16 protein-coding genes are annotated in these 19076 nt (G+C 51.7%); 7 read left to right on the plus strand and 9 right to left on the minus strand.

The window, feature by feature from the left end; genetic code table 11:
• The first annotated feature begins 95 nt into the window (after window positions 1–95).
• The 4 genes from BLT01_RS15500 (at window position 96) to BLT01_RS08650 (ending at window position 4629) form a co-directional block, all read left to right on the plus strand.
• The gene (locus BLT01_RS15500; protein WP_092097155.1) at window positions 96–920 is read left to right on the plus strand and encodes an STAS domain-containing protein; all 825 of its coding nucleotides are present in this window, start codon (window positions 96–98) and stop codon (window positions 918–920) included.
• 143 nt (window positions 921–1063) lie between these two features.
• Window positions 1064–2761 carry a M3 family oligoendopeptidase gene (locus BLT01_RS08640; RefSeq protein WP_092097204.1) on the plus strand — a complete coding sequence of 566 codons (1698 nt, stop codon included), beginning with the start codon at window positions 1064–1066 and terminating at the stop codon, window positions 2759–2761.
• A gap of 231 nt (window positions 2762–2992) precedes the next feature.
• The gene (locus BLT01_RS08645) at window positions 2993–3613 is read left to right on the plus strand and encodes a DUF47 domain-containing protein (protein WP_092097158.1); all 621 of its coding nucleotides are present in this window, start codon (window positions 2993–2995) and stop codon (window positions 3611–3613) included.
• A gap of 17 nt (window positions 3614–3630) precedes the next feature.
• Window positions 3631–4629, plus strand: a complete 999-nt coding sequence (locus BLT01_RS08650) for an inorganic phosphate transporter (RefSeq protein ID WP_092097160.1) — start codon at window positions 3631–3633, stop codon at window positions 4627–4629.
• Window positions 4630–4985: 356 nt separating this feature from the next.
• On the opposite strand, the gene BLT01_RS08655 is transcribed toward BLT01_RS08650, so the two are convergent.
• The 5 genes from BLT01_RS08655 to BLT01_RS08675 all read right to left on the minus strand — a co-directional run bounded on the left by BLT01_RS08655 (window position 4986) and on the right by BLT01_RS08675 (window position 11354).
• Window positions 4986–6938 carry a TRAP transporter permease gene (locus tag BLT01_RS08655; protein ID WP_092097162.1) on the minus strand — a complete coding sequence of 651 codons (1953 nt, stop codon included), beginning with the start codon at window positions 6936–6938 and terminating at the stop codon, window positions 4986–4988.
• Window positions 6939–7006: 68 nt separating this feature from the next.
• Window positions 7007–8020, minus strand: a complete 1014-nt coding sequence (locus tag BLT01_RS08660) for a TAXI family TRAP transporter solute-binding subunit (RefSeq protein WP_092097165.1) — start codon at window positions 8018–8020, stop codon at window positions 7007–7009.
• 168 nt (window positions 8021–8188) lie between these two features.
• Window positions 8189–8629 (minus strand): DUF2269 family protein, encoded by a 441-nt coding sequence (locus BLT01_RS08665; protein ID WP_092097168.1) that lies wholly within the window; start codon window positions 8627–8629, stop codon window positions 8189–8191.
• A gap of 107 nt (window positions 8630–8736) precedes the next feature.
• Window positions 8737–10008 carry an acetyl-CoA hydrolase/transferase family protein gene (locus tag BLT01_RS08670; RefSeq protein ID WP_092097171.1) on the minus strand — a complete coding sequence of 424 codons (1272 nt, stop codon included), beginning with the start codon at window positions 10006–10008 and terminating at the stop codon, window positions 8737–8739.
• 401 nt (window positions 10009–10409) lie between these two features.
• Window positions 10410–11354 (minus strand): threonine ammonia-lyase, encoded by a 945-nt coding sequence (locus tag BLT01_RS08675; RefSeq protein WP_092097174.1) that lies wholly within the window; start codon window positions 11352–11354, stop codon window positions 10410–10412.
• 162 nt (window positions 11355–11516) lie between these two features.
• Here BLT01_RS08675 and BLT01_RS08680 point away from each other — a divergent pair, with 162 nt between their 5' ends.
• The 3 genes from BLT01_RS08680 to BLT01_RS08690 all read left to right on the plus strand — a co-directional run bounded on the left by BLT01_RS08680 (window position 11517) and on the right by BLT01_RS08690 (window position 14412).
• The gene (locus BLT01_RS08680) at window positions 11517–12578 is read left to right on the plus strand and encodes a fatty acid desaturase (protein WP_092097177.1); all 1062 of its coding nucleotides are present in this window, start codon (window positions 11517–11519) and stop codon (window positions 12576–12578) included.
• A 74-nt stretch (window positions 12579–12652) separates the two neighbouring features.
• Window positions 12653–13810, plus strand: coding sequence for a histidine kinase (locus BLT01_RS08685; RefSeq protein ID WP_446652251.1), 1158 nt, complete (start codon window positions 12653–12655; stop codon window positions 13808–13810).
• Window positions 13807–14412: a response regulator transcription factor gene (locus tag BLT01_RS08690; RefSeq protein WP_092097180.1), complete on the plus strand. Its 606-nt coding sequence runs from the start codon at window positions 13807–13809 to the stop codon at window positions 14410–14412. Before BLT01_RS08685 ends, BLT01_RS08690 begins: the two co-directional genes overlap by 4 nt.
• Before the next feature lie 92 nt (window positions 14413–14504).
• Here the strand turns inward: BLT01_RS08690 and BLT01_RS08695 are convergent, their stop codons facing one another.
• From BLT01_RS08695 to BLT01_RS08710, 4 genes are read right to left on the minus strand one after another with little or no spacing between them, the layout of a single operon-like run.
• Window positions 14505–15488, minus strand: coding sequence for a zinc-binding dehydrogenase (locus BLT01_RS08695; protein WP_092097183.1), 984 nt, complete (start codon window positions 15486–15488; stop codon window positions 14505–14507).
• Window positions 15469–16425 (minus strand): ArsA family ATPase, encoded by a 957-nt coding sequence (locus tag BLT01_RS08700; protein ID WP_092097186.1) that lies wholly within the window; start codon window positions 16423–16425, stop codon window positions 15469–15471. Before BLT01_RS08700 ends, BLT01_RS08695 begins: the two co-directional genes overlap by 20 nt.
• 13 nt (window positions 16426–16438) lie before the next feature.
• The gene (locus BLT01_RS08705; RefSeq protein WP_092097189.1) at window positions 16439–16702 is read right to left on the minus strand and encodes a cory-CC-star protein; all 264 of its coding nucleotides are present in this window, start codon (window positions 16700–16702) and stop codon (window positions 16439–16441) included.
• A 54-nt stretch (window positions 16703–16756) separates the two neighbouring features.
• Window positions 16757–18493 (minus strand): carbon starvation CstA family protein, encoded by a 1737-nt coding sequence (locus tag BLT01_RS08710; RefSeq protein WP_092097192.1) that lies wholly within the window; start codon window positions 18491–18493, stop codon window positions 16757–16759.
• Window positions 18494–19076: the final 583 nt, after the last annotated feature.

The raw sequence follows: 19076 nt of genomic DNA on the forward strand, positions 1-19076 counted from the left end.
TCCTACCTTTTCCCGTGCATCGCCGTCTCCCTTCCTTTAAAATAAGAAACGGATATAGGACGATCGGTAAATACAATACGAAAGGTTGTTATAGTGTGGGTAAGCGGGAGGACATCTACGAGTATATCATCGGCAGGAAGGATGAATTGGCAAAAGAATGGATTGATCAAAGTGCAGGCGGCGGAGCGGATTCTGTCTTTGACAAAGGCGACAAAGGTAAACTGCATTTGCAGCATGATAAGCTGATTGAAAAGGTCAGCCGTATTTTCATCGAAAAGGATGAAGATTTTAAATTACATATCGATGAATGGTCGGAATCAGTCGCTACGGACTGGGTGAAAAGCGGCGTGACGATGCATGAGACGATTTCGCAGTTCCGGGTAATCCGGACGGATTATTGGAATTGTGTTAAAAGATATATCATGTCTGAAAAGCAGAGCTTCACGATTGAAGACGCGTTCTATTGGAGCAACCTCGTCAATGATGCCTTCGATTTCATCATGGAAAACTTCGCCCGGCATTTTGAAGAAGCACATAAGAACATTCTTACATCCCAGCAGCAAATGATTACTGAGTTGAGCAGCCCGGTCATTCCGGTCAAGCGCGGCATCGGGATTTTGCCGCTGGTCGGCGACATTGATACATACCGCGCTCGCGTCATTCTGGAAACCAGCCTTGCACAGGCGGCCGAGCAAAAGCTCGATATGCTTTTCATCGACCTGTCGGCCGTTCCGATTGTCGATACCATGGTAGCTCATCAGCTGTTCCAGCTGATCGATGCACTCCGGCTGATCGGAGTGGAAGCCATTCTTTCCGGCATCCGCCCGGAAATCGCCCAAACAGCCGTGCAACTTGGTATCGAGTTCCGCGGCATCAAAACACAGGCTACTCTTATGAATGCATTGGCACTTTATAGCTGAACGGCTTGAGCCTCCCTTCCGTCTCTGCGGAGGGGATTTTTTTGGACGTATTTTTCGGAATCGCTCGCCAATTTGGCGTTGCAATTTCTCTCCCTTTCATCAAAAATGGAAAAGAAGACATTTATCAAGAGGGAGTGGTTGTGTTGACCACATTCAAAGACTATGAATACAAACGTCCTGACATGGAGTTGCTCAGAACAGAGTGGAACAAACATCTTGCCCGATTCCGGCAAGCCGATTCGGCTAATGTCCAAGACGTTGAAATCCGGGAACTCAACAGGCTGGCCAATAACTTCACCACCGCATCCAATCTGGTGTATATCCGCTCCTCCATCGACACCAGCGATGCCTATTACGAAAAGCAACGGGATTACTTCAATGAAATCGGGCCTGAATTTGATGAGCTGAATACAGCCTTCTATAAAGAACTCGTCAAAAGCCCGTTCCGGGAAGAGCTTGAAAAACGCTGGGGGACCCAGCTATTCACCATTGCCGACCAGAAGATCCGCTCATTCTCGGCGGAAGCGATTCCCCTTCTCCAACAAGAAAACAAGCTGGCCTCCGAGTATGCAAAGCTGATCGCCTCGGCTCAAATTGAATTCGACGGTAAAACGCTCACGCTTGCCCAACTCGGCCCCTACACACAATCAAAAGACCGGAAAACACGGAAAGCCGCCAATGAAGCGAGGTTCGGCTTTTTCGCAGAACACAAAAACGACTTTGACGAAATTTACCAGAAACTGGTGGAAGTCCGTCACCAGATTGCCCGTATTCTCGGCTACCAGGACTTCGTCGAGGTCGGCTACCTGAGAATGAACCGGATCGGTTATGATCGGGAGATGGTGAAAAACTTCCGGGAACAGGTAAAGACACACATCGTGCCGCTTGCCACCCGTCTGTACGAGCGGCAGGCGTCACGTATCGGTGTGGACCGCCTCACCTTCCATGACGAAGGGCTCAACTTTATCACCGGCAATGCGATTCCCAAAGGCGATGCGGATTGGGTTATTGAAAACGGGAAAAAGATGTACGATGAGCTTTCACCCGAAACTTCTGAGTTCTTCGGGTTCATGCTCGAACGGCACCTAATGGATCTGATTGCGAAAAAAGGCAAAGAAGGCGGCGGCTACTGCACGTATATCGATAATTACGCTTCCCCGTTCATCTTCTCGAATTTCAATGGGACTTCCGATGACATCGATGTACTGACCCACGAGGCGGGCCACGCGTTTCAGGTTTATTCCAGCAGGAACATCGGGGTGCCCGAGTATATTTGGCCGACCAGCGAGGCTGCAGAGATCCATTCGATGAGCATGGAATTCTTCGCCTGGCCATGGATGGATCAATTCTTCGAAGATGACACAGAAAAGTATAAGTTCAGCCACCTCAGCTCCGCCCTGTTATTCCTGCCATACGGAGTGGCTGTCGATGAATTCCAGCACATGATCTACGAAAATCCAGGAATGACCCCTGCCGACAGGAAAGCCGCCTGGAAAAAACTCGAATCCGAATATCTGCCGCACCGTGACTATGAGGGGCTCGAGTATCTTGAGGAAGGCGGCTTCTGGCAGCGCCAAGCTCATATTTATGAGATCCCGTTTTACTACATCGATTACTGCCTGGCCCAGATTTGCGCATTGCAATTCTGGAAGCGGTCCCGGGAAGAACGGGAGGCGGCATGGGCGGATTATCTGCACCTTTGCCGGCTCGGCGGTTCCCTGCCGTTTACTGAACTCATAAAGGAAGCCAATTTGCTGTCACCGTTCGAAGACGGCTGCATTGAATCTGTCATGGGTCCGATCATCGAATGGCTCGACGCGGTAGACGACAGATCCCTCTGATATTCATGCACATGGACGACCAACCGGATAACGTACGATCAGCGAGGAACAGGACTCTGAACGCGGCAAGCGGCAGATCTCCGTTGCTCGCATTTTTATGCATATTCCCACAACATACGGAGTCATGGCTGCTCCATCATTTCCCGATTTTACATCTGAATCCGATACAGAACGGGTATAACTCTTTTGTATGGCAAATGAAGGCTTCTTTAACAACCTAGGAGGGATCGAATGTTCGGGCGGAAAAAGAACGATCCGTTTTTCGATTTGTTGGCCAGGATATCGCTGAATGTCCAGCAAGCCACTCATTATGCAGATGAATTCCGGATCAGATCGTTGAACGATCTGCCGGAAATCAGTACAACGATGAAGAAGTATGAAACAGATGGCGACGAACTCATTCATGAACTGATTGTCATGCTGAACAAATCATTTATAACTCCGATTGAACGGGAAGACATCCTGGCTCTGGCAAACAGCATGGACAATGTTCTCGATGGAATCGAGGAATGCATCGCCCACTTTGATATGTTCGCTCTCGCCGAGATTGATGAGGCGATGAACACGTTCCTCCGTTATATCCGGCAAAGTGCAGACGAAATCGTGAAAGCGATGGAGAAACTGAAGCACAAAAAATTGACGGAGATGCACGAACACGCTGTGCTGATCAAAGATTTCGAAAGTAAATGCGATGACGTGCTCCGCTCTTCCATCAAAGATTTGTTTAAAAAAGAAAAAGATCCGATCCGAATCATTCAATTCAAAGATATTTACGAACAACTTGAAGATATTGCTGACGAGTGCCAGAACGTCGCCAATACGATAGAAACCATTATTATGCGCAACGCATAGGGACTGGAGGCCGGCAAATGGATTTACTGGTTGTTCTCACCATATTGATTGTCATCTTTGCTTTGGCCTTTGATTTCATCAATGGATTCCACGATACGGCCAATGCAATTGCCACCTCTGTCTCGACCAGAGCTCTTCCTCCCAGGACCGCCGTAATGATGGCTGCAGGTATGAACTTTATCGGAGCCATCACGTTTACAGGAGTTGCCAAGGCGATCACAAAGGATATCGTCGATCCGTTCGCCTTATCCAACGGGGCTGTTGTCATCTTGGCTGCACTTATTGCAGCGATTGCGTGGAACCTGATCACTTGGTACTTTGGAATTCCGTCAAGCTCATCCCATGCCATTATCGGCGCTATTGCAGGGGCCGCCATTGCAGCGGCCGGCTTTAACAGTCTGAACTATAGCGGTTTCGTCAAAATTCTTCAGGCTCTGATTTTTTCGCCGCTGATCGCACTCTCGATGGGCTTTCTCGTCATGTCCCTGTTTAAAGTTATCCTCAAGCGAGCCACATTGATGACGACAAATCAACGAATCCGGAGGTTACAGGTCGGCACCGCTGCCTTGCAGGCATTTACCCACGGAACGAACGATGCCCAGAAAACGATGGGAATCATTACCTTGGCATTGATTGCTGTCGGCTGGCAGACCACCGATGACATCCAGATGTGGGTTCGTGTATCTGCGGCAACCGCTATGGGATTGGGCACATCGATCGGAGGTTATCGGATTATTAAAACGGTGGGAGGAAAAATCATGAAAATCCGACCGGTCAACGGGGCGGCAGCCGACCTCGCCTCCGCTTCGGTTATCTTCGGTGCGACACTTATCCACTTGCCGGTCAGTACCACCCATGTCATTTCCTCTGCCATCATGGGTGTCGGTTCCGCGCAGAGGGTAAAGGGGGTCAAATGGGGTGTAGCCCGAAAAATCGTGCTTACCTGGATCATCACCATGCCGAGCGTTGGTCTGCTCGCAGCCATTTGCTACCTGATCTTAAATCTGTTCTTTTAAATCTTCCCAGTGCTGATGTTGATTCTGATCGGAATTGCCTGACCTTTAACACTAAATCGATCCTCCCTTCACCGGCCGACAGTGGTGCACAACCGGCTCTTGCAGACCTGTAGGAGCCTGCTCTCCATTTCACCCCGGACTTTGCAGAATTCAAGGGGAGCTTTGGAAATCGGATAAAAGCCGGGAACAAGCAAAATATTGCCCAGGAAATGGTTTCATCCTTTTGCCGGGTGAGGAATCTTATCTGACCCAACAGAATAAACTCTCCTCGGTAGCGGGACAGGAATACCCTGTCTTTTCGAGGAGAGCTTTTTTGCTTGTCAACTGGTGCGTCTCTATTCTATTGCAAGATTAATTCATATCAATCGCGGCGGCCGATTCTCTGATTCTTTTTTTCGCTGAATCGCCCAAACTGCTGCAATCAGGAGAACGCCAACAATATTCGTGATCATGGTCGGATCAATGAGGCACAGTCCGCCAACGATCAGGGTCACTCTCTCCAGCCAATTGGAATGGCTGACGAAATATCCGACCAGCCCACTGCTTACCCCCGCCATACCGATGAGCGCCGTCAGAATCGCAATAGATATGCCGACGAAGGTTGCGTCAACACCGACCAAGATCGGGTTATATACAAAAATATACGGTATGATAAATGCCGCGATGGCAAGCTTCACTGCGGTCACGCCTGTCTTGAACGGATTGGCCCTCGCAATGCCGGCCCCTGCGTAGGCTGCGAGGCAGACAGGCGGTGTGATATCTGCCACAATCCCAAAGTAAAAAACGAACATATGGGCCGCAATCGGAGCTACTCCAAAATCATTGATCAGCGCGGGAGCGGCAATCGTTGCGGTGACCACGTAATTGGCGGTCGTTGGAAGGCCCATTCCGAGAACGATGCAGGCGATCATCGTGAAAATCAGTGCCAAGATCAAATATCCGTTTGCCAAGGCAATGATTCCTGCCGCGAACTTGGATCCGAGACCGGTCATACTGACTACTCCGGCGATGATGCCAGCAGTTGCCACGGCAGCAATGACAGGTAGAGCCACGCGGGCGCCCTCCTCCAGAACACGGATTGTGCCTTGGAGGGACATCCGGGTGTCTTTTCTGATCAGGCTTACCAAGAATGCAGAAAGGATGCCATACAGCGCTGCGCGCTGCGGTGTAAATCCAATGAGGATCGTGCCGATGATGACGACTAGGGGCAGGAGCATGTAGCCGTCTTTGATCATAAGGCGTTTAAGGATCGGCAGCTGCTCTTTCGGCATCCCGCTTATGCCGAGCCGTTTCGCTTCAAAGTGTGTGCCGATAAAAATCCCCGAAAAATAAAGCATTGCCGGAATGACTGCAGCAGCCATGATATCCGTATAAGGGACTCCGAGGTATTCCATCATGATAAAAGCGGCGGCTCCCATAAGCGGCGGCATGATTTGCCCGCCGGTTGAGGCGGACGCTTCCGTGGCAGCAGCAAATTCCGGCTTAAAACCTGATTTCTTCATCATCGGGATGGTGAACGAACCGGAAGCGACCGTGTTGCCGACAGAACTTCCCGAAATCATCCCTTGAAGTGCACTTGCCGTCACTGCGGCTTTTGCCGTCCCTCCTGTAAACCTGCCCGTCAAAGAATAAGCTACATCATTGAAGAATTGACCGATTTTCGTATGGACAAGCATGACTCCGAAGAACAAAAACAGAAAAATGAACTTCGCGGAAATCTGGATCGGCGTTCCGAATACGCCGCTCTCCCTGTACCACAAGTTTGTCGATGTGCGTTCGAATGAGAAACCCGCATGGGAAAGGATCTGGGTCGGGACGTATTTTCCAAACACCGCATACACAATCATCAGTGAAGCCACAACGACAATAGGCAGCCCGACGGTACGCCTCGTCGCCTCCAAAACGAGAAGGATGCCGACTACTGATATAATCACATCAGGTGTACTGTAACCTGAAATCCTGCTCTGCAGAATCGAATCGAAAAAGAAAATTTTATGGTATGTGACATACATGGCCGTAAAGGCCAGAAACACATCGTACCACGGAACCCCGTTTTGCTTTTTCTGAATGCCGGCTTTAGCCGGAAACAGCAGAAAGATGATTCCCAACGCAGTACCCAAATGGACAGCGCCCTGCTTCTGGGACGGCAAAATCCCGAAATAAGCTGTATAGAGATGGAAAACGGTCAGTGCAACCCCCAAAAAAGTGACAATCCATGCCCATATCCCGAGATTGGTCCTTACATGGCTTTCCCGATCGTACTTTTCGAGCACTTCACGGGCGTCCACTTGTTGCCCTTTGATTCCCATCCCTTCTTCCTCCTTTCAAGAAAGAAGACAAAGAGGGCTATCAACCTCCTCTTTGTCTTCCCCTTTACTTAGTTCAGATCCTCAAATCCAGAGATTCCGCTTGCTTCCCGCGTAACAATCTGAACGACTTCGGGATAGATATGGCCGATAAACGCCGCATTCGGAACACTATTGTCTTCAAAGTCCTGTTCTCCATTTACCGCGAACAGAGCAGTCTCATGCACGGTCATACCGAGGTCCATATTGCCGTCCCGGATTGTCGCCATGTTTTCAATGGATGCCCCTGTTTCCGTATTGGTGATGTTGATCCCGTCGACGGACCGATTCCAAATGGTGGCCATTTCTCCTCCGAGCGGATAATAAGTACCGCCCTGGCTTCCTGTGCCCAGAACCAGCTCTTTCTTGGAACCGTCGGCCTTTACTTCTGCAACGGGATTTTCCACGGTCAGCCCTTGTTCTTCGTAATAGCGCTTGGCACCCGGATGGATGGGCAATCCTTCCGAACCTTTAAGGGCATTTTCCAGTGTCATTTCTTTCGCCTGGGCATGAGTATTTTCACTTGCCTTCTCAATCATCGTTTTGGTGAGCTGATACCCGGTCTCTTCATCAATCGTATCTGTATTAGCCATAAGAATGGCATAAGCCGTTACGGTCTGTATCTCTTCTTTTTGGAAATCATAGGTGCCCGCCGGAATGGTCATTGCTTTGTATTGCGTATTTTTTTCAATGTGGGCAACAGCTTCATCCGATAAGCTGATCAGTTTTACATCACCTGTTGCAGATTGCAGGTTTTCGATACTTGCAGCCGGCAGGCCGAGAATTCCGATCGAAATATCAATGTTTCCATCTTGTACGCCATCAGCAGCATCCCCGAAACCTTCCTGGAATTCCTTATAATCTCCATCCTCCAGGCCGTACGCTTCGAAAATAATCTTGGAAAGGCCATTTGTCGCGCTGGCCGGCGGGCCGATTGCGATATTCGCCCCGCTCTCACCACCGCCGCTGCCTTCTTCACCGCCGCACGCGGAAAGAACCAGCATGATGACAGACAGTACGGCCAGCCGCCAAAACTTCTTCTTCATTGGTCATCCCCCTTTATGTGATGATTTCGCACCCCACAGGTGTCTGCGCAAAGAAGTCCTTCTGCTTCAATTATATGGAGGTTTTAGGGTACTTGCAATAATTTTCTGAAAACATTTCATTCAACACAAAAAGGGGACGGCGAGGTCAACTATCCCCGCCGTCCCCTTTTACCAAAAATCGGGCTTAACGACCATAAAGTAAAGCATCAGCAACAACAGCAAAATATAAGTCCAAAGCTTTCTGTTCAAAACGTCTAAAAGCTGGCCACGGTCAGCCTCGTTCCGCCTGATTTTCCGGATAACCGGTTTGAAGGCACTTGCAAGAAAAACAACAGATGCCAACATCACCAGAATTGTCATGGCCACCCAGGAAGTCGTCCAACGGTATCCGGATGAAATGATCAGAAACACGCCCGACAGGACAAGCAGGTGCCCGGCGTGCTTGACAAGCCGTACCGCAGATTGGAAAACCGCCAATTGAACATCCAGGGCGCTTTCATCCGCAGATTTCATCCTTCCGATCAGTGGGACAAGGACGAAGAACGGGCCGATGGAAAGTGTTGCGCTGAACACATGCAGATACAGAATCAATTGATAGTAAACGCTCATTCCCCTTTACCGCCCGCTCCATCTCGCCATTTTGCGGGCGCCCCTTCCCCTGCAATCATCCTGCAGGGCTGCAGACCACTCTTTCCCATGTTCTTCTCTCCCTGATGTCAGATAAAGAAACCGGCTCTTTTTGCTTCAAACTCCAGTTCCTCCCTGAATTTCGGATGTGCGATGGAGATGAGCCGCCGCGCCCTTTCCGAAAATGGCTGACCGTACAGGTCGGCAACCCCATATTCGGTAACGATGGAGCCAACCGAGTTTTTGGAGGTGGTCACAACCGATCCCGGAGTAAGTGCCACTTTGATTCGAGATATCGTATCATCTTTTGCTGTGGAATGAAGGCAGATGAAACCTTTTCCGTATTTGGAGAAACGGACGCCGTTGGCAAAGTCCGCCTGGCCTCCGCTAAGCGAGTAGTACTTCCCGGCAACTGTTTCAGAAGCCGCCTGGCCATACAGGTCGATTTCCGTGGAGGCGTTGATCGAGACCATATGGTCCTCGAGTGCGATCCTCGCCGGATTGTTCACAATATGGACCGGCTGGAATTCAACCCCCGGATTATCATGGAGGAAATCATACAATTTCTGATCACCCAGCGCAAACGTGCAGATGATTTTCCCCCGGTTTGTCGCTTTCCTTGTGCCATCGATCGCACCGGAATTGTACAGATCGACCACACTGCTTGTCAGCATCTCCGTATGGATGCCCAGATGGCGACGGTCTTTAAGCATCGACATGGCCGCATTCGGTATCGCGCCGATTCCCACCTGGATGGTATCCCCATCCTCGATGCGCTCCGCAACTTCTTCGGCAATGGCGATATCCTTCTCACTGACCGGAGGGGCTCCCGCTTGAACGAGAGGTTCGTCATGCCGGATAAAACCCTTGATCTGGCTAATGTGGATCTGGTTCTGACCAAACGTCCTCGGCATGTTTTCATTGACCTCAAGAACAAACGGCACATTGCCGATGAACTCGGCCACATAGTCCGCGTTTGTCCCGAGCGAAAAATATCCATGCTCGTCCATCGGAGACGCTTTTGCCAGCACCATCGACAGCTTGGTTGTCCGCCTCAGCAAATAAGGGACATCGGAGAAGTTATTCGGCACAAGTTCGATGGTGCCGTTATGGTAAGCTTTCCGGGTCGCGCCGCTCAGGAAATAAGAAATGTGATTCAGGTGCCCGTCAAACTCACCATTGATGTAGCGACGTTCCCGGAGCGCATGCATCTGATGAATCCTCACACCATTGAAACTTTCTGCGTGTGCTTCTAGGATATCCAGAAGACGGAACGGCTCCCCATTGGCAATCGGAACGACCAGGTCATCACCAGGCCGGATCAGAGATAGAAACTCCTGCTCTGTCATTTCCTTCGTCATGATTTGTACCACTGCTCCTTAAAGCATAGTCAAATGTAAAAAGGCATTTATCTATGCAAGATGATTCATGCTTTAGTGAACCCTCTTCGATTGCTGTCATTGTCACAAAAGTTGGAATAACTCATATTCAGTTTGACTGTGACCGCATCTGAATGTTCATACCAATCCGCTGTTGTGGAGACAACCGGTTGAAACAGTCTTTGTAAACGGAAAATTCCGTATGCATATCTTCTTCCTATTGATACTTCCATTTACTCGCAAACTGCATTTTCTCCTAAACGCGTTGCTGTTTTCTCTCCATGATCGTACCATAGCCGGGCCGTCTCCATGTACAGAGACCGCATGCTGTCACGGAAATGTCGGAGACTGAAGTTGCCGGTGCCTACACGATCATTCCAGGCTTAAAGCATTTCCGCAAATGCCTCGACCGAAACATTTCCTCCCGAAAGAACAGCTGCCACTTTCTTGCCGTGCAGACCCGACTTGCCGGAAAGAAGCGCCGCTACCGATACCGCACCGGACGGCTCTACGACCTGCTTGGCATACCGGAACAAAAACCTGCATGCTTCTTTGATCTCCTCTTCAGACACCGTGACAAGACAGTCAAGATGGTCCCGCAGGATCGGAAAAGTCACTTCCCCCGGGATCGATGTTCTCAGTCCATCCGCAACCGTCCGGGTCGGCCCGATTGCAATCCTCCTTCCGGCTGCCAGGGACTGCCTGGTGTCGTCGGCGGTCTCAGGCTCAACACCGATTACGAGGACTTCCGGATTCATCTGTTTGACAGCACAAAGGATTCCGGCTGCAAGTCCTCCTCCTCCGACCGGGACGACAACTGCTTCACAACCGGAAACCTGCGCCAGAATTTCCATGCCTGCTGTCCCCTGCCCGGCGATAATGTCGGGATCATCGTATGGCGGGACAAAAACCCCGCCGGTTTCACCGGCAATCCTGAGTGCTTCCGGTATCCGCTCCGCCGATGTGAGGCCGCATCTGACCACGTGTCCCCCGTATGATTCGATTGCTGCCACTTTAGCCGGAGATGCGTCTTCAGGCACCACGATGGTCGCCCTGATTCCCGATTGACCGGCAATGTAAGCGACCGCCTGGCCATGATTGCCTGAAGATGCGGCCACCATATGGCGCCCGCCTTCGCGTACGGCTTTCAGAACTTTGTTGGATGCGCCACGGATTTTGAACGAACCTGTTTTCTGCAAATGTTCTCCCTTGAGGAATATGTCATTTCCTGTCTGTTCATTGAGTCCTGAAGAAGTCATTACCGGCGTCCGGTGGATCACATCGCTGATTTGGACTGCCGCTTCCCGGATTTTATCCAGCCCGATCATTCCCATCCCCCCTGTATTCTTCCTATTTATAGTTTACGTTCCCCGGATCGGGCAGGGCAACCATGACAGTTGTCATGTGCAACTGTTTACACCTATGTCTGTTTTCTTAAATCCCGGCCAGTTAAGATGGAAACATCATCAACACGATCCGGGAGGCAAACAATGAGCAGAGAAAAAACCATCCAGCTCCGAAAAAGCGTCAAGCCATTTGAGACCACAGACAAAAAGGCTAGCGTCATCCAGATCTTAAATACCATTCCGCCTTTTTTCATTTTGTGGACACTGGCCTATATGAGCCTGTCGGTCTCCATCTGGCTGACAGTCGGTCTGTCAATCATCGCAGCAGGGTTCCTCGTCAGGACTTTCATCATTTTCCACGATTGCACCCATGGCTCGTTTTTCAAGAACAAAAAGGCGAATGACACACTTGGGACCATCACAGGAATCATGACGCTCTTCCCTTATGAAAAGTGGAAGCGCGAGCACTCGATCCACCATGCCACCAGCGGCAACCTCGACAAGCGAGGCACCGGCGACATCTGGGTCATGACTGTTGAGGAGTATCGTGCGGCGACGCCGCTTCAGAAACTTGGTTACCGCCTCTACCGCAACCCGATCGTCATGTTCGGCTTCGGACCGCTTTACCTGTTCCTCGTATCCGGCCGGTTTAACCGCAAGGACGCGAAACCGAAAGAACGCCGGAACACCTGGTTCATCAATATCGCGGTCATCGTCCTCTACACGGCAACCGCGCTGCTCGTCGGCTGGCAGGCATTCCTCCTGATCCAGGGCATCATCATGTTCGTTGGAGGCATGCTCGGAATCTGGCTGTTCTACGTCCAGCACCAGTTCGAAGATTCGTACTTCGAAGACGAGTCCGAATGGGATTATGTGAAGGCTGCAGTCGATGGCAGTTCCTACTATAAACTACCGCTCGTTCTTCAGTGGGTCACAGGAAATATCGGCTACCATCACGTTCACCACCTGGCGCCTCGCGTGCCGAACTATAAGCTCGAAGAAGCACATGAATCTGTCGAGCCCTTGCAGAAAGCGACGACCATCACACTGAAAACCAGCCTCGAGTCTCTACGCTTCAAACTATTTGACGAAGCGAACAAGCGCTTCATCACATTCCGTGAACTGAAGACGGCTGCACCTGCACGCACACGTGCGGCTCTCGGCGACGCGATGCGCCGGCATAAGCCGGATGCGACGAAATCCTAATGAACAGCCGCCCGGAACAAACCGGTGCGGCTGTCCGCTTTTCCGGAGTCTGGTATAATGCAGAAAACAGACTGATGGGACTGAAGGCATCCGTGCAGAAATGGTATCATTTGTATCCCAAAAATCGCTGGTTCAATATTTACGCATGGGTCCTCTTTTTGATTATGCCTTTCTTTTTCATTTTCAGGACCATGTCCTTGAAGGAAATCGGCACCGGACTCGTTTTATTCGCCCTATTCTTTTTGGCGTATAAGTTTTCATACAGCCAACATACGGCGATCCGTTATGCCTGCCTGATCACCGAGATTCTGATCAGTTTCACCATGACCGTCGCTTTCGGGTTCATCTACTTTTTCCTGTTCCTTGCTTTGTTCATTGGGGAGATCAGAAGTCGGACACCGTTTTTCCTGTTTTACTCGTTCAATATAGCGGCGTCAGTTGCTGCGCTTGTCCTTGTCATCTTCTCGGAACCTGAAATTTTCAGATTCCAGTATCCATTTCTGATCATGTCGGTAATCGGCGTCATCCTCATCCCTTTCCATCAGTACAACCGGCACCGCCAGGAAGTGCTGGAAGAAAAGCTGGAGGATGCCAACCGCCTCATCGGTGAACTTCTCGTCCATGAGGAACGCCAGCGCATTGCAAGGGACCTTCACGACACACTCGGGCAGAAACTCTCGCTGATCGGCATGAAAAGCGATCTTGCTTCGAAGCTCGCCGGCAGAGATGCAGAGCGCGCCGAAAAGGAAATGATAGATGTACGGCAAACCGCCAGGACCGCGTTAAAGGAAGTACGCGATCTCGTTTCCGGCATGCGGGGGACCACTCTTGAAGTCGAGCTTGCCAGAGCGATACAGATTTTGGAGGCTGCCGAAATAGACGCCTCCATCGGCAAAGGTCCGGATGGATACAAACCCGGCCCGCTGATCGATGATGTTCTCGGAATGTGCCTGATGGAAGCCGTCACGAATATTGTCCGCCACAGCGGGGCCTCCTCCTGCGCGATCAGGCTTTCGGAAACCGCTTCTGGCATCCGTTTGGAAGTATGCGATGACGGAGTCGGAATCAGCGGGCAGCCTTCCCGGGGCAACGGGCTCCGGGGGATGAGGGAACGTCTGGACTTTGTCAACGGGACGCTTCATGTGGAAGGCAACAGGCCTGCCGGCGGCACCCGCTTGCGGATCGATGTGCCGCATGCCATCCAGGAAGGGAGAAAGGAAGGAATCGGATGATCAAAATCGTGATTGCGGAAGATCAGCGCCTTCTTCTGGGCGCACTCGCTTCCCTGCTTGATCTTGAAGAGGATATGACCGTCGTCGGCCAGGCTTCTGATGGATCGGAGGCCGTCCGGCTCGTCAGGGCACATAACCCTGACGTCTGCATCATGGATATCGAGATGCCCCTCATGACCGGTCTGGATGCAGCGGATGAGCTAAGGGACCACCCGTGCAAGATCATCATCCTCACAACATTCGCAAGGTCCGGTTACTTTGAGCGGGCCCGCCATGCACATGTTGACGGCTACCTACTCAAGGATAGTCCGAGCGAAGATCTTGCCGACTCGATCCGGTCGATCGTGGACGGCCGAAAAATCTATGCACCTGAACTCGTCGATATGGCTTTCAGTAATCCGAACCCTTTGACCGCCAGGGAAACCGAAGTGATGGAACTGATTGCAAAAGGCAAAGAAACCAAGGAGATTGCCGAGGAGCTGTTTCTTACCACAGGGACCGTGCGGAATTACATCTCCACCATCCTCGACAAGCTGAATGTCGGCAACCGGATTGAAGCCGTTGGCAGGTTCCGTGAAAACGGATGGCTCCGGGGAAAGTAACTGACACGAATTGCCATCGAGCATCCGACAGATGCGAACGGCATCGAAAAGACGCCGGCCCGGTAATGGGCTTGGCGTCTTTTGCGATTCCTTTATTCCATGATGCGGATGGCCACCTTGCCGAACTGTGTGCTGTTCTCCAGTTTATCCATGGCTGTCAGAATGTCCCCCAGGGGATAAACCGAATCGACGATCGGGTGGATATCCTTTTCTTCCATCAGCTTCAGCAGGGCACGCAATTCTTCCCGGTTCCCCATCGTCGAACCGAGCAGATCATATTGTCCGTAGAAAAAAGAGCGAAGATCGAAATGGATATGGTCATTTGTCGTTGCCCCGAATGTGACGATACGGCCGCCTTTTTTCAGTACTTCCAGCGACCGGTTGAACGTTGCCTCCCCCACGCTGTCGATGACGAGATCGATGGTTTCATCTTTCAGTTCCTCCTTCCAGTCCGCATTCGTGTCGATGGCGCGATCCGCACCGATTCCGACTGCCCTGTTGCGCTTATCCGCGCTTCTGGAAGACACCAGGACCCTTGCGCCTAGTGCTTTGGCAAACTGGATCAGGTAAGTCGCCACCCCGCTTCCCGCACCCGGGATAAACACTGTCTGACCGTCTTCGATCTGTCCCCGGGTCACCAGAGCCCGGTATCCGGTCATGGCTGCAAGCGACAGGACGCCGGCCTCTTCCCACGACAGGCTCGCAGGCTTTGGCTCCAGTTGATCTGCCGGCAACACAATTTTTTCAGCCATCGTCCCATTGTCCGGCATTCCAAGAATTTCGAAGCTTGCGGGAGGGGCAGCGGACTGCTCCATCCATCCGAGGGCGGGATTGATGATGACTTCATCACCTTCCTTGAATCGGCTCACCCCCTCCCCGACCCGGCTGACCACACCCGCGCCATCCGAACCGATAACAACCGCTTCCTTGTCCGGTCCGATGCGGCCGGGTATGTACAGGTCGCGGCGATTCAGACCGGATACTTTGAGCGAGACGACCGCCTCGCCCGGTCCCGGGACCGGATCTTCCATCTCTTTCAGTTTCCATTCTCCCACTTCATAAACGAATGCCTTCAATTTGCCCACCTGCCTTAAAATGTTGACTGAATGCCTCCAGATCCTCCATCGAAGTGATATCCCTCGGGAATAGGGGCACACGGATCAGTTCCTGTTCTTCAAACGTTTCTTCGATCAATTTCAAATACCCTCGCTCATGTACCCTGCGTTCCCGCAGAAATTCCCCGTCCGCTTCTTCCGGCAATACCTTATTGACAATGAGTGTCCGGACATGGAGATGATGCCGGCCAAGAAGCGACACCGCCTTCTCCGTCTCCAGGATAGGAAGCCGTTCAGGATTAAGGACGAAGATGAACCCGGTTTTTTCGGGATCCAAAAGGATCCCCCTCACCCTCGTAAAGCGGTCCTGCCTTTCCCTCAGGACATCGTAGATGGGGTCTTCCACAGGATCCCCGTCATTCAGAAGCGCTGAATAGTTTTCATTGGTCTTCTTTCTTCTCTCCAGCAGACCCCGGATCCAAACCCCCATCAGCTCGGGCAGCGTCAGCAATCGGATCGTGTGGCCTGTCGGGGCTGTGTCGAAAATAATCCGATCGAATCGGCCACTTTCCTCAAGGAGGATGGTCACCAGCCGGTCAAACAGCGCTGCTTCATCGGCACCGGGAGATGCCTTGGCGGTGTCCAGCTGACGGTTGACTTCGTCTGCCATGGCGGAGTGGACAACGTCCTTCAAATTCTTCTTCACCGTGCCGATATAGACCTCGGTCTCCTTGTCCGGATCGATTTCCAGCGCGGACAGGCGCTCTGCCACTTTTGTGATCTCCCCGTCCAGTTTCCTCCCAAAAATATCTCCTGTGTTATGTGCCGGGTCGGTGGAGACGAGAAGGGTCCTGTGTCCGCCAGCGGCTGACCTTAGTGCAATCGCAGCTGCTGATGTGGATTTCCCAACCCCCCCCTTTCCACCGACGAAGATCACTTCCTTGTTCAGAACATCCATTCTGATCCTCCCTTCAGCAGCACCGGATTCCGGTTAGCGGAGATTTCTCCATCCCCATCCGGAGATGCCAATCATGGAACTTCTCGATCATGTACGGGTACAGCTCCAGTGTATAGTAATAGACCGGATTCGGGATGCCGATCATTTCGGAATAAAGGAGAAGCAGGAACAGATCATCCTCATCACGGAGTTCTGCCGCGATTTCCCGCTTGTGGGGAAGGCTGATCACTTCCTCATAATACCGGATCAGCTTCTTTAATTTCTCTGTCAGCTCCATCAGTTTCACCTCCATTAAAGAAAGGGACCGTACGCACGGCCCCTGTTCCACACTTTAATCTTCCACCGGCAATTGCCGGTCGACGCCCCTCGTCAGAACATTAAATGCAGTCAGGATGATCCAGACCGCAAACACGAAGATGATGGAACCGAAGACAAACAGCAGCATATTCGAGTTGGAGCCCCACATCGCCCATTCGAAGAACACCTGCTGGAACATGGCGATGAGTGTCATGAATAAGAGGAAGATCATCGGGATCAGCGCGACCATGTAGTTTCTGCCCAGTTTCTTTAGCCAGACGGCAATCAGCATCAGGCTGATGCCGGCAAGCAGCTGATTCGCCGTACCGAACAGCGGCCAAAGCAGATAGCCGCCGGACCCGAAGCCGTTCGGCCCTTTCGGGATCAGGACGAGTGCCGCACTGGCCAGGACGGCCACTGATGTCGCAACATGCGCTTTGGCAAGCACAGGCATCTTGTACTCCATGCCGATCTCGGCAATGATATAGCGCATCAGGCGGACGGAAGAGTCGAGTGTCGTTGCAGCAAAGCTGATGATGATAATGGAAACGATTGTTGTGGCCACACTGGCCGGGATGCCGAGTCCTCCCGCAAGGCCGGAAGCACCTTCCACGAAGTTTCCGAGTCCTCCGGCATTGGCTGCACCAAAACTGCTGTAAGCTTCCGTGAATGCTGCAGTGCTCGGGAATAGTGTCACAACAGCCAGGATGGAAATCAGCGCCAGGACCCCTTCGCCGACCGCCCCGAGGTAGCCGACAAAGCGGGCATCGGTTTCTTTATCGAGCTGCTTGGAGGATGTGCCGGAAGACACAAGACCATGGAATCCGGAAATTGCTCCGCAAGCGACGGTGATAAACAGGAGCGGGAACCAGGAAACATCATTCGCGGCATGCACAGCCGGAGCGGTGATTTCCGGATTCGTGAAAATAAGGCCCAGGTACAAAATGCCAAGCCCGACGACGAGCTGGTGGGAGTTGATGAAGTCACGAGGCTGAAGAAGTTTCCAAACCGGCAGCGTCGAGGCAATATACACATAGATCATCAGGATCACGATCCAGATAAAGAAGGCAGACGACACCGCACCGAGCCCGAACAGCCCTGCCCCTTCCTGCCCGCCCATCATGGAGACCAGGTCCACCTGAAGCCAGCTTACCTGGCTTGCGACAACCGCGGCAATGTACATGATCGCAAGCGCAATCAGGGACGGGATGAGCATTTTCTTTTGCCGCTTATAGACTGCATATCCGATCCAGACCGCCAGCGGTATCTGGATAAACACCGGCAGTACACTTGCCGGGTACTTGATGAACAGATTAGAGATCACCCAGGCAAATACCGCGTTGACCATCAGGACAAGTATCAAGATGATGAATAAAAACAGCATTTTGGCCCGCTGGCCGATCAGCCGGTCCGCAATGGTCCCGACAGATTGCCCCTTGTTCCGGACAGACAGCGCCAAAGTCCCGAAATCATGGACACCGGCAGCAAACACCGTTCCGAGGATGACCCATAGGAACGCCGGCAACCATCCCCAGTAAACGGCAATCGCCGGCCCGAGGATCGGAGCCGCTCCGGCAACCGACGTGAAGTGATGCCCCCATAAGACAAACCTATTTGTCGGGACAAAGTCGACGCCGTCTTTGTACTTGTGTGCCGGAGTGATGTAGTTCGGATCAAGACGAAAAATGCGTTCCGCGACAAACTTGGAATAATAACGGTAACCCAGTGCGAAAACAACCAGCCCGATCACGGCAACCAGAATTGCATTCATAATGATTAACCCCCTTTTTTGTTTATATGGAACCCGCTGACGGCAATTTGCCGCAGAGGCGGAAACCCCAAGTATCCGTTCAACACTCATATTCTATATATATGCGTTCATTATAATTGAAATTTCGATTAATTCAAAGCTCTCCAACAACTTTTGTTTTTGGACATGAAAAATGACGGGACCTATGGTCCCGTCACAGACTGTAGACAAAGTGAGTATATTACTCCTTTGTCTGCAGTTTTTTCTTTTCCATAAAATCCTCCGGTTTTCCGCTGCGGGCCCTTGTTGGCCAACGCTGTCGCTTTTGGCCACAGACGCCGTTCTTCGTGACGGCGTCCGCTAGTCCGCGGGCGTTGCCTTAGCCGGCGCCAGTACGTAGACTGGCGTCTGTGCGCATCGCAAAGCGTTGCGCAACATCTGCGGGGGTCTTCGGCTAACGCTTTTCCCGCAGGTGTCTCGGGCCCTCCGCTTCAATCCGCCATATGGCTTATTGAGGCAAACCGTACCTGTTTATATAATCGAATGAACAGACTACAAAACGGGTGATGAATATGCTGTCGAAATCGATTTGAACAGATATTCT

Source organism: Bhargavaea beijingensis (assembly GCF_900101985.1).
GTDB lineage: Bacteria > Bacillota > Bacilli > Bacillales_A > Planococcaceae > Bhargavaea > Bhargavaea beijingensis.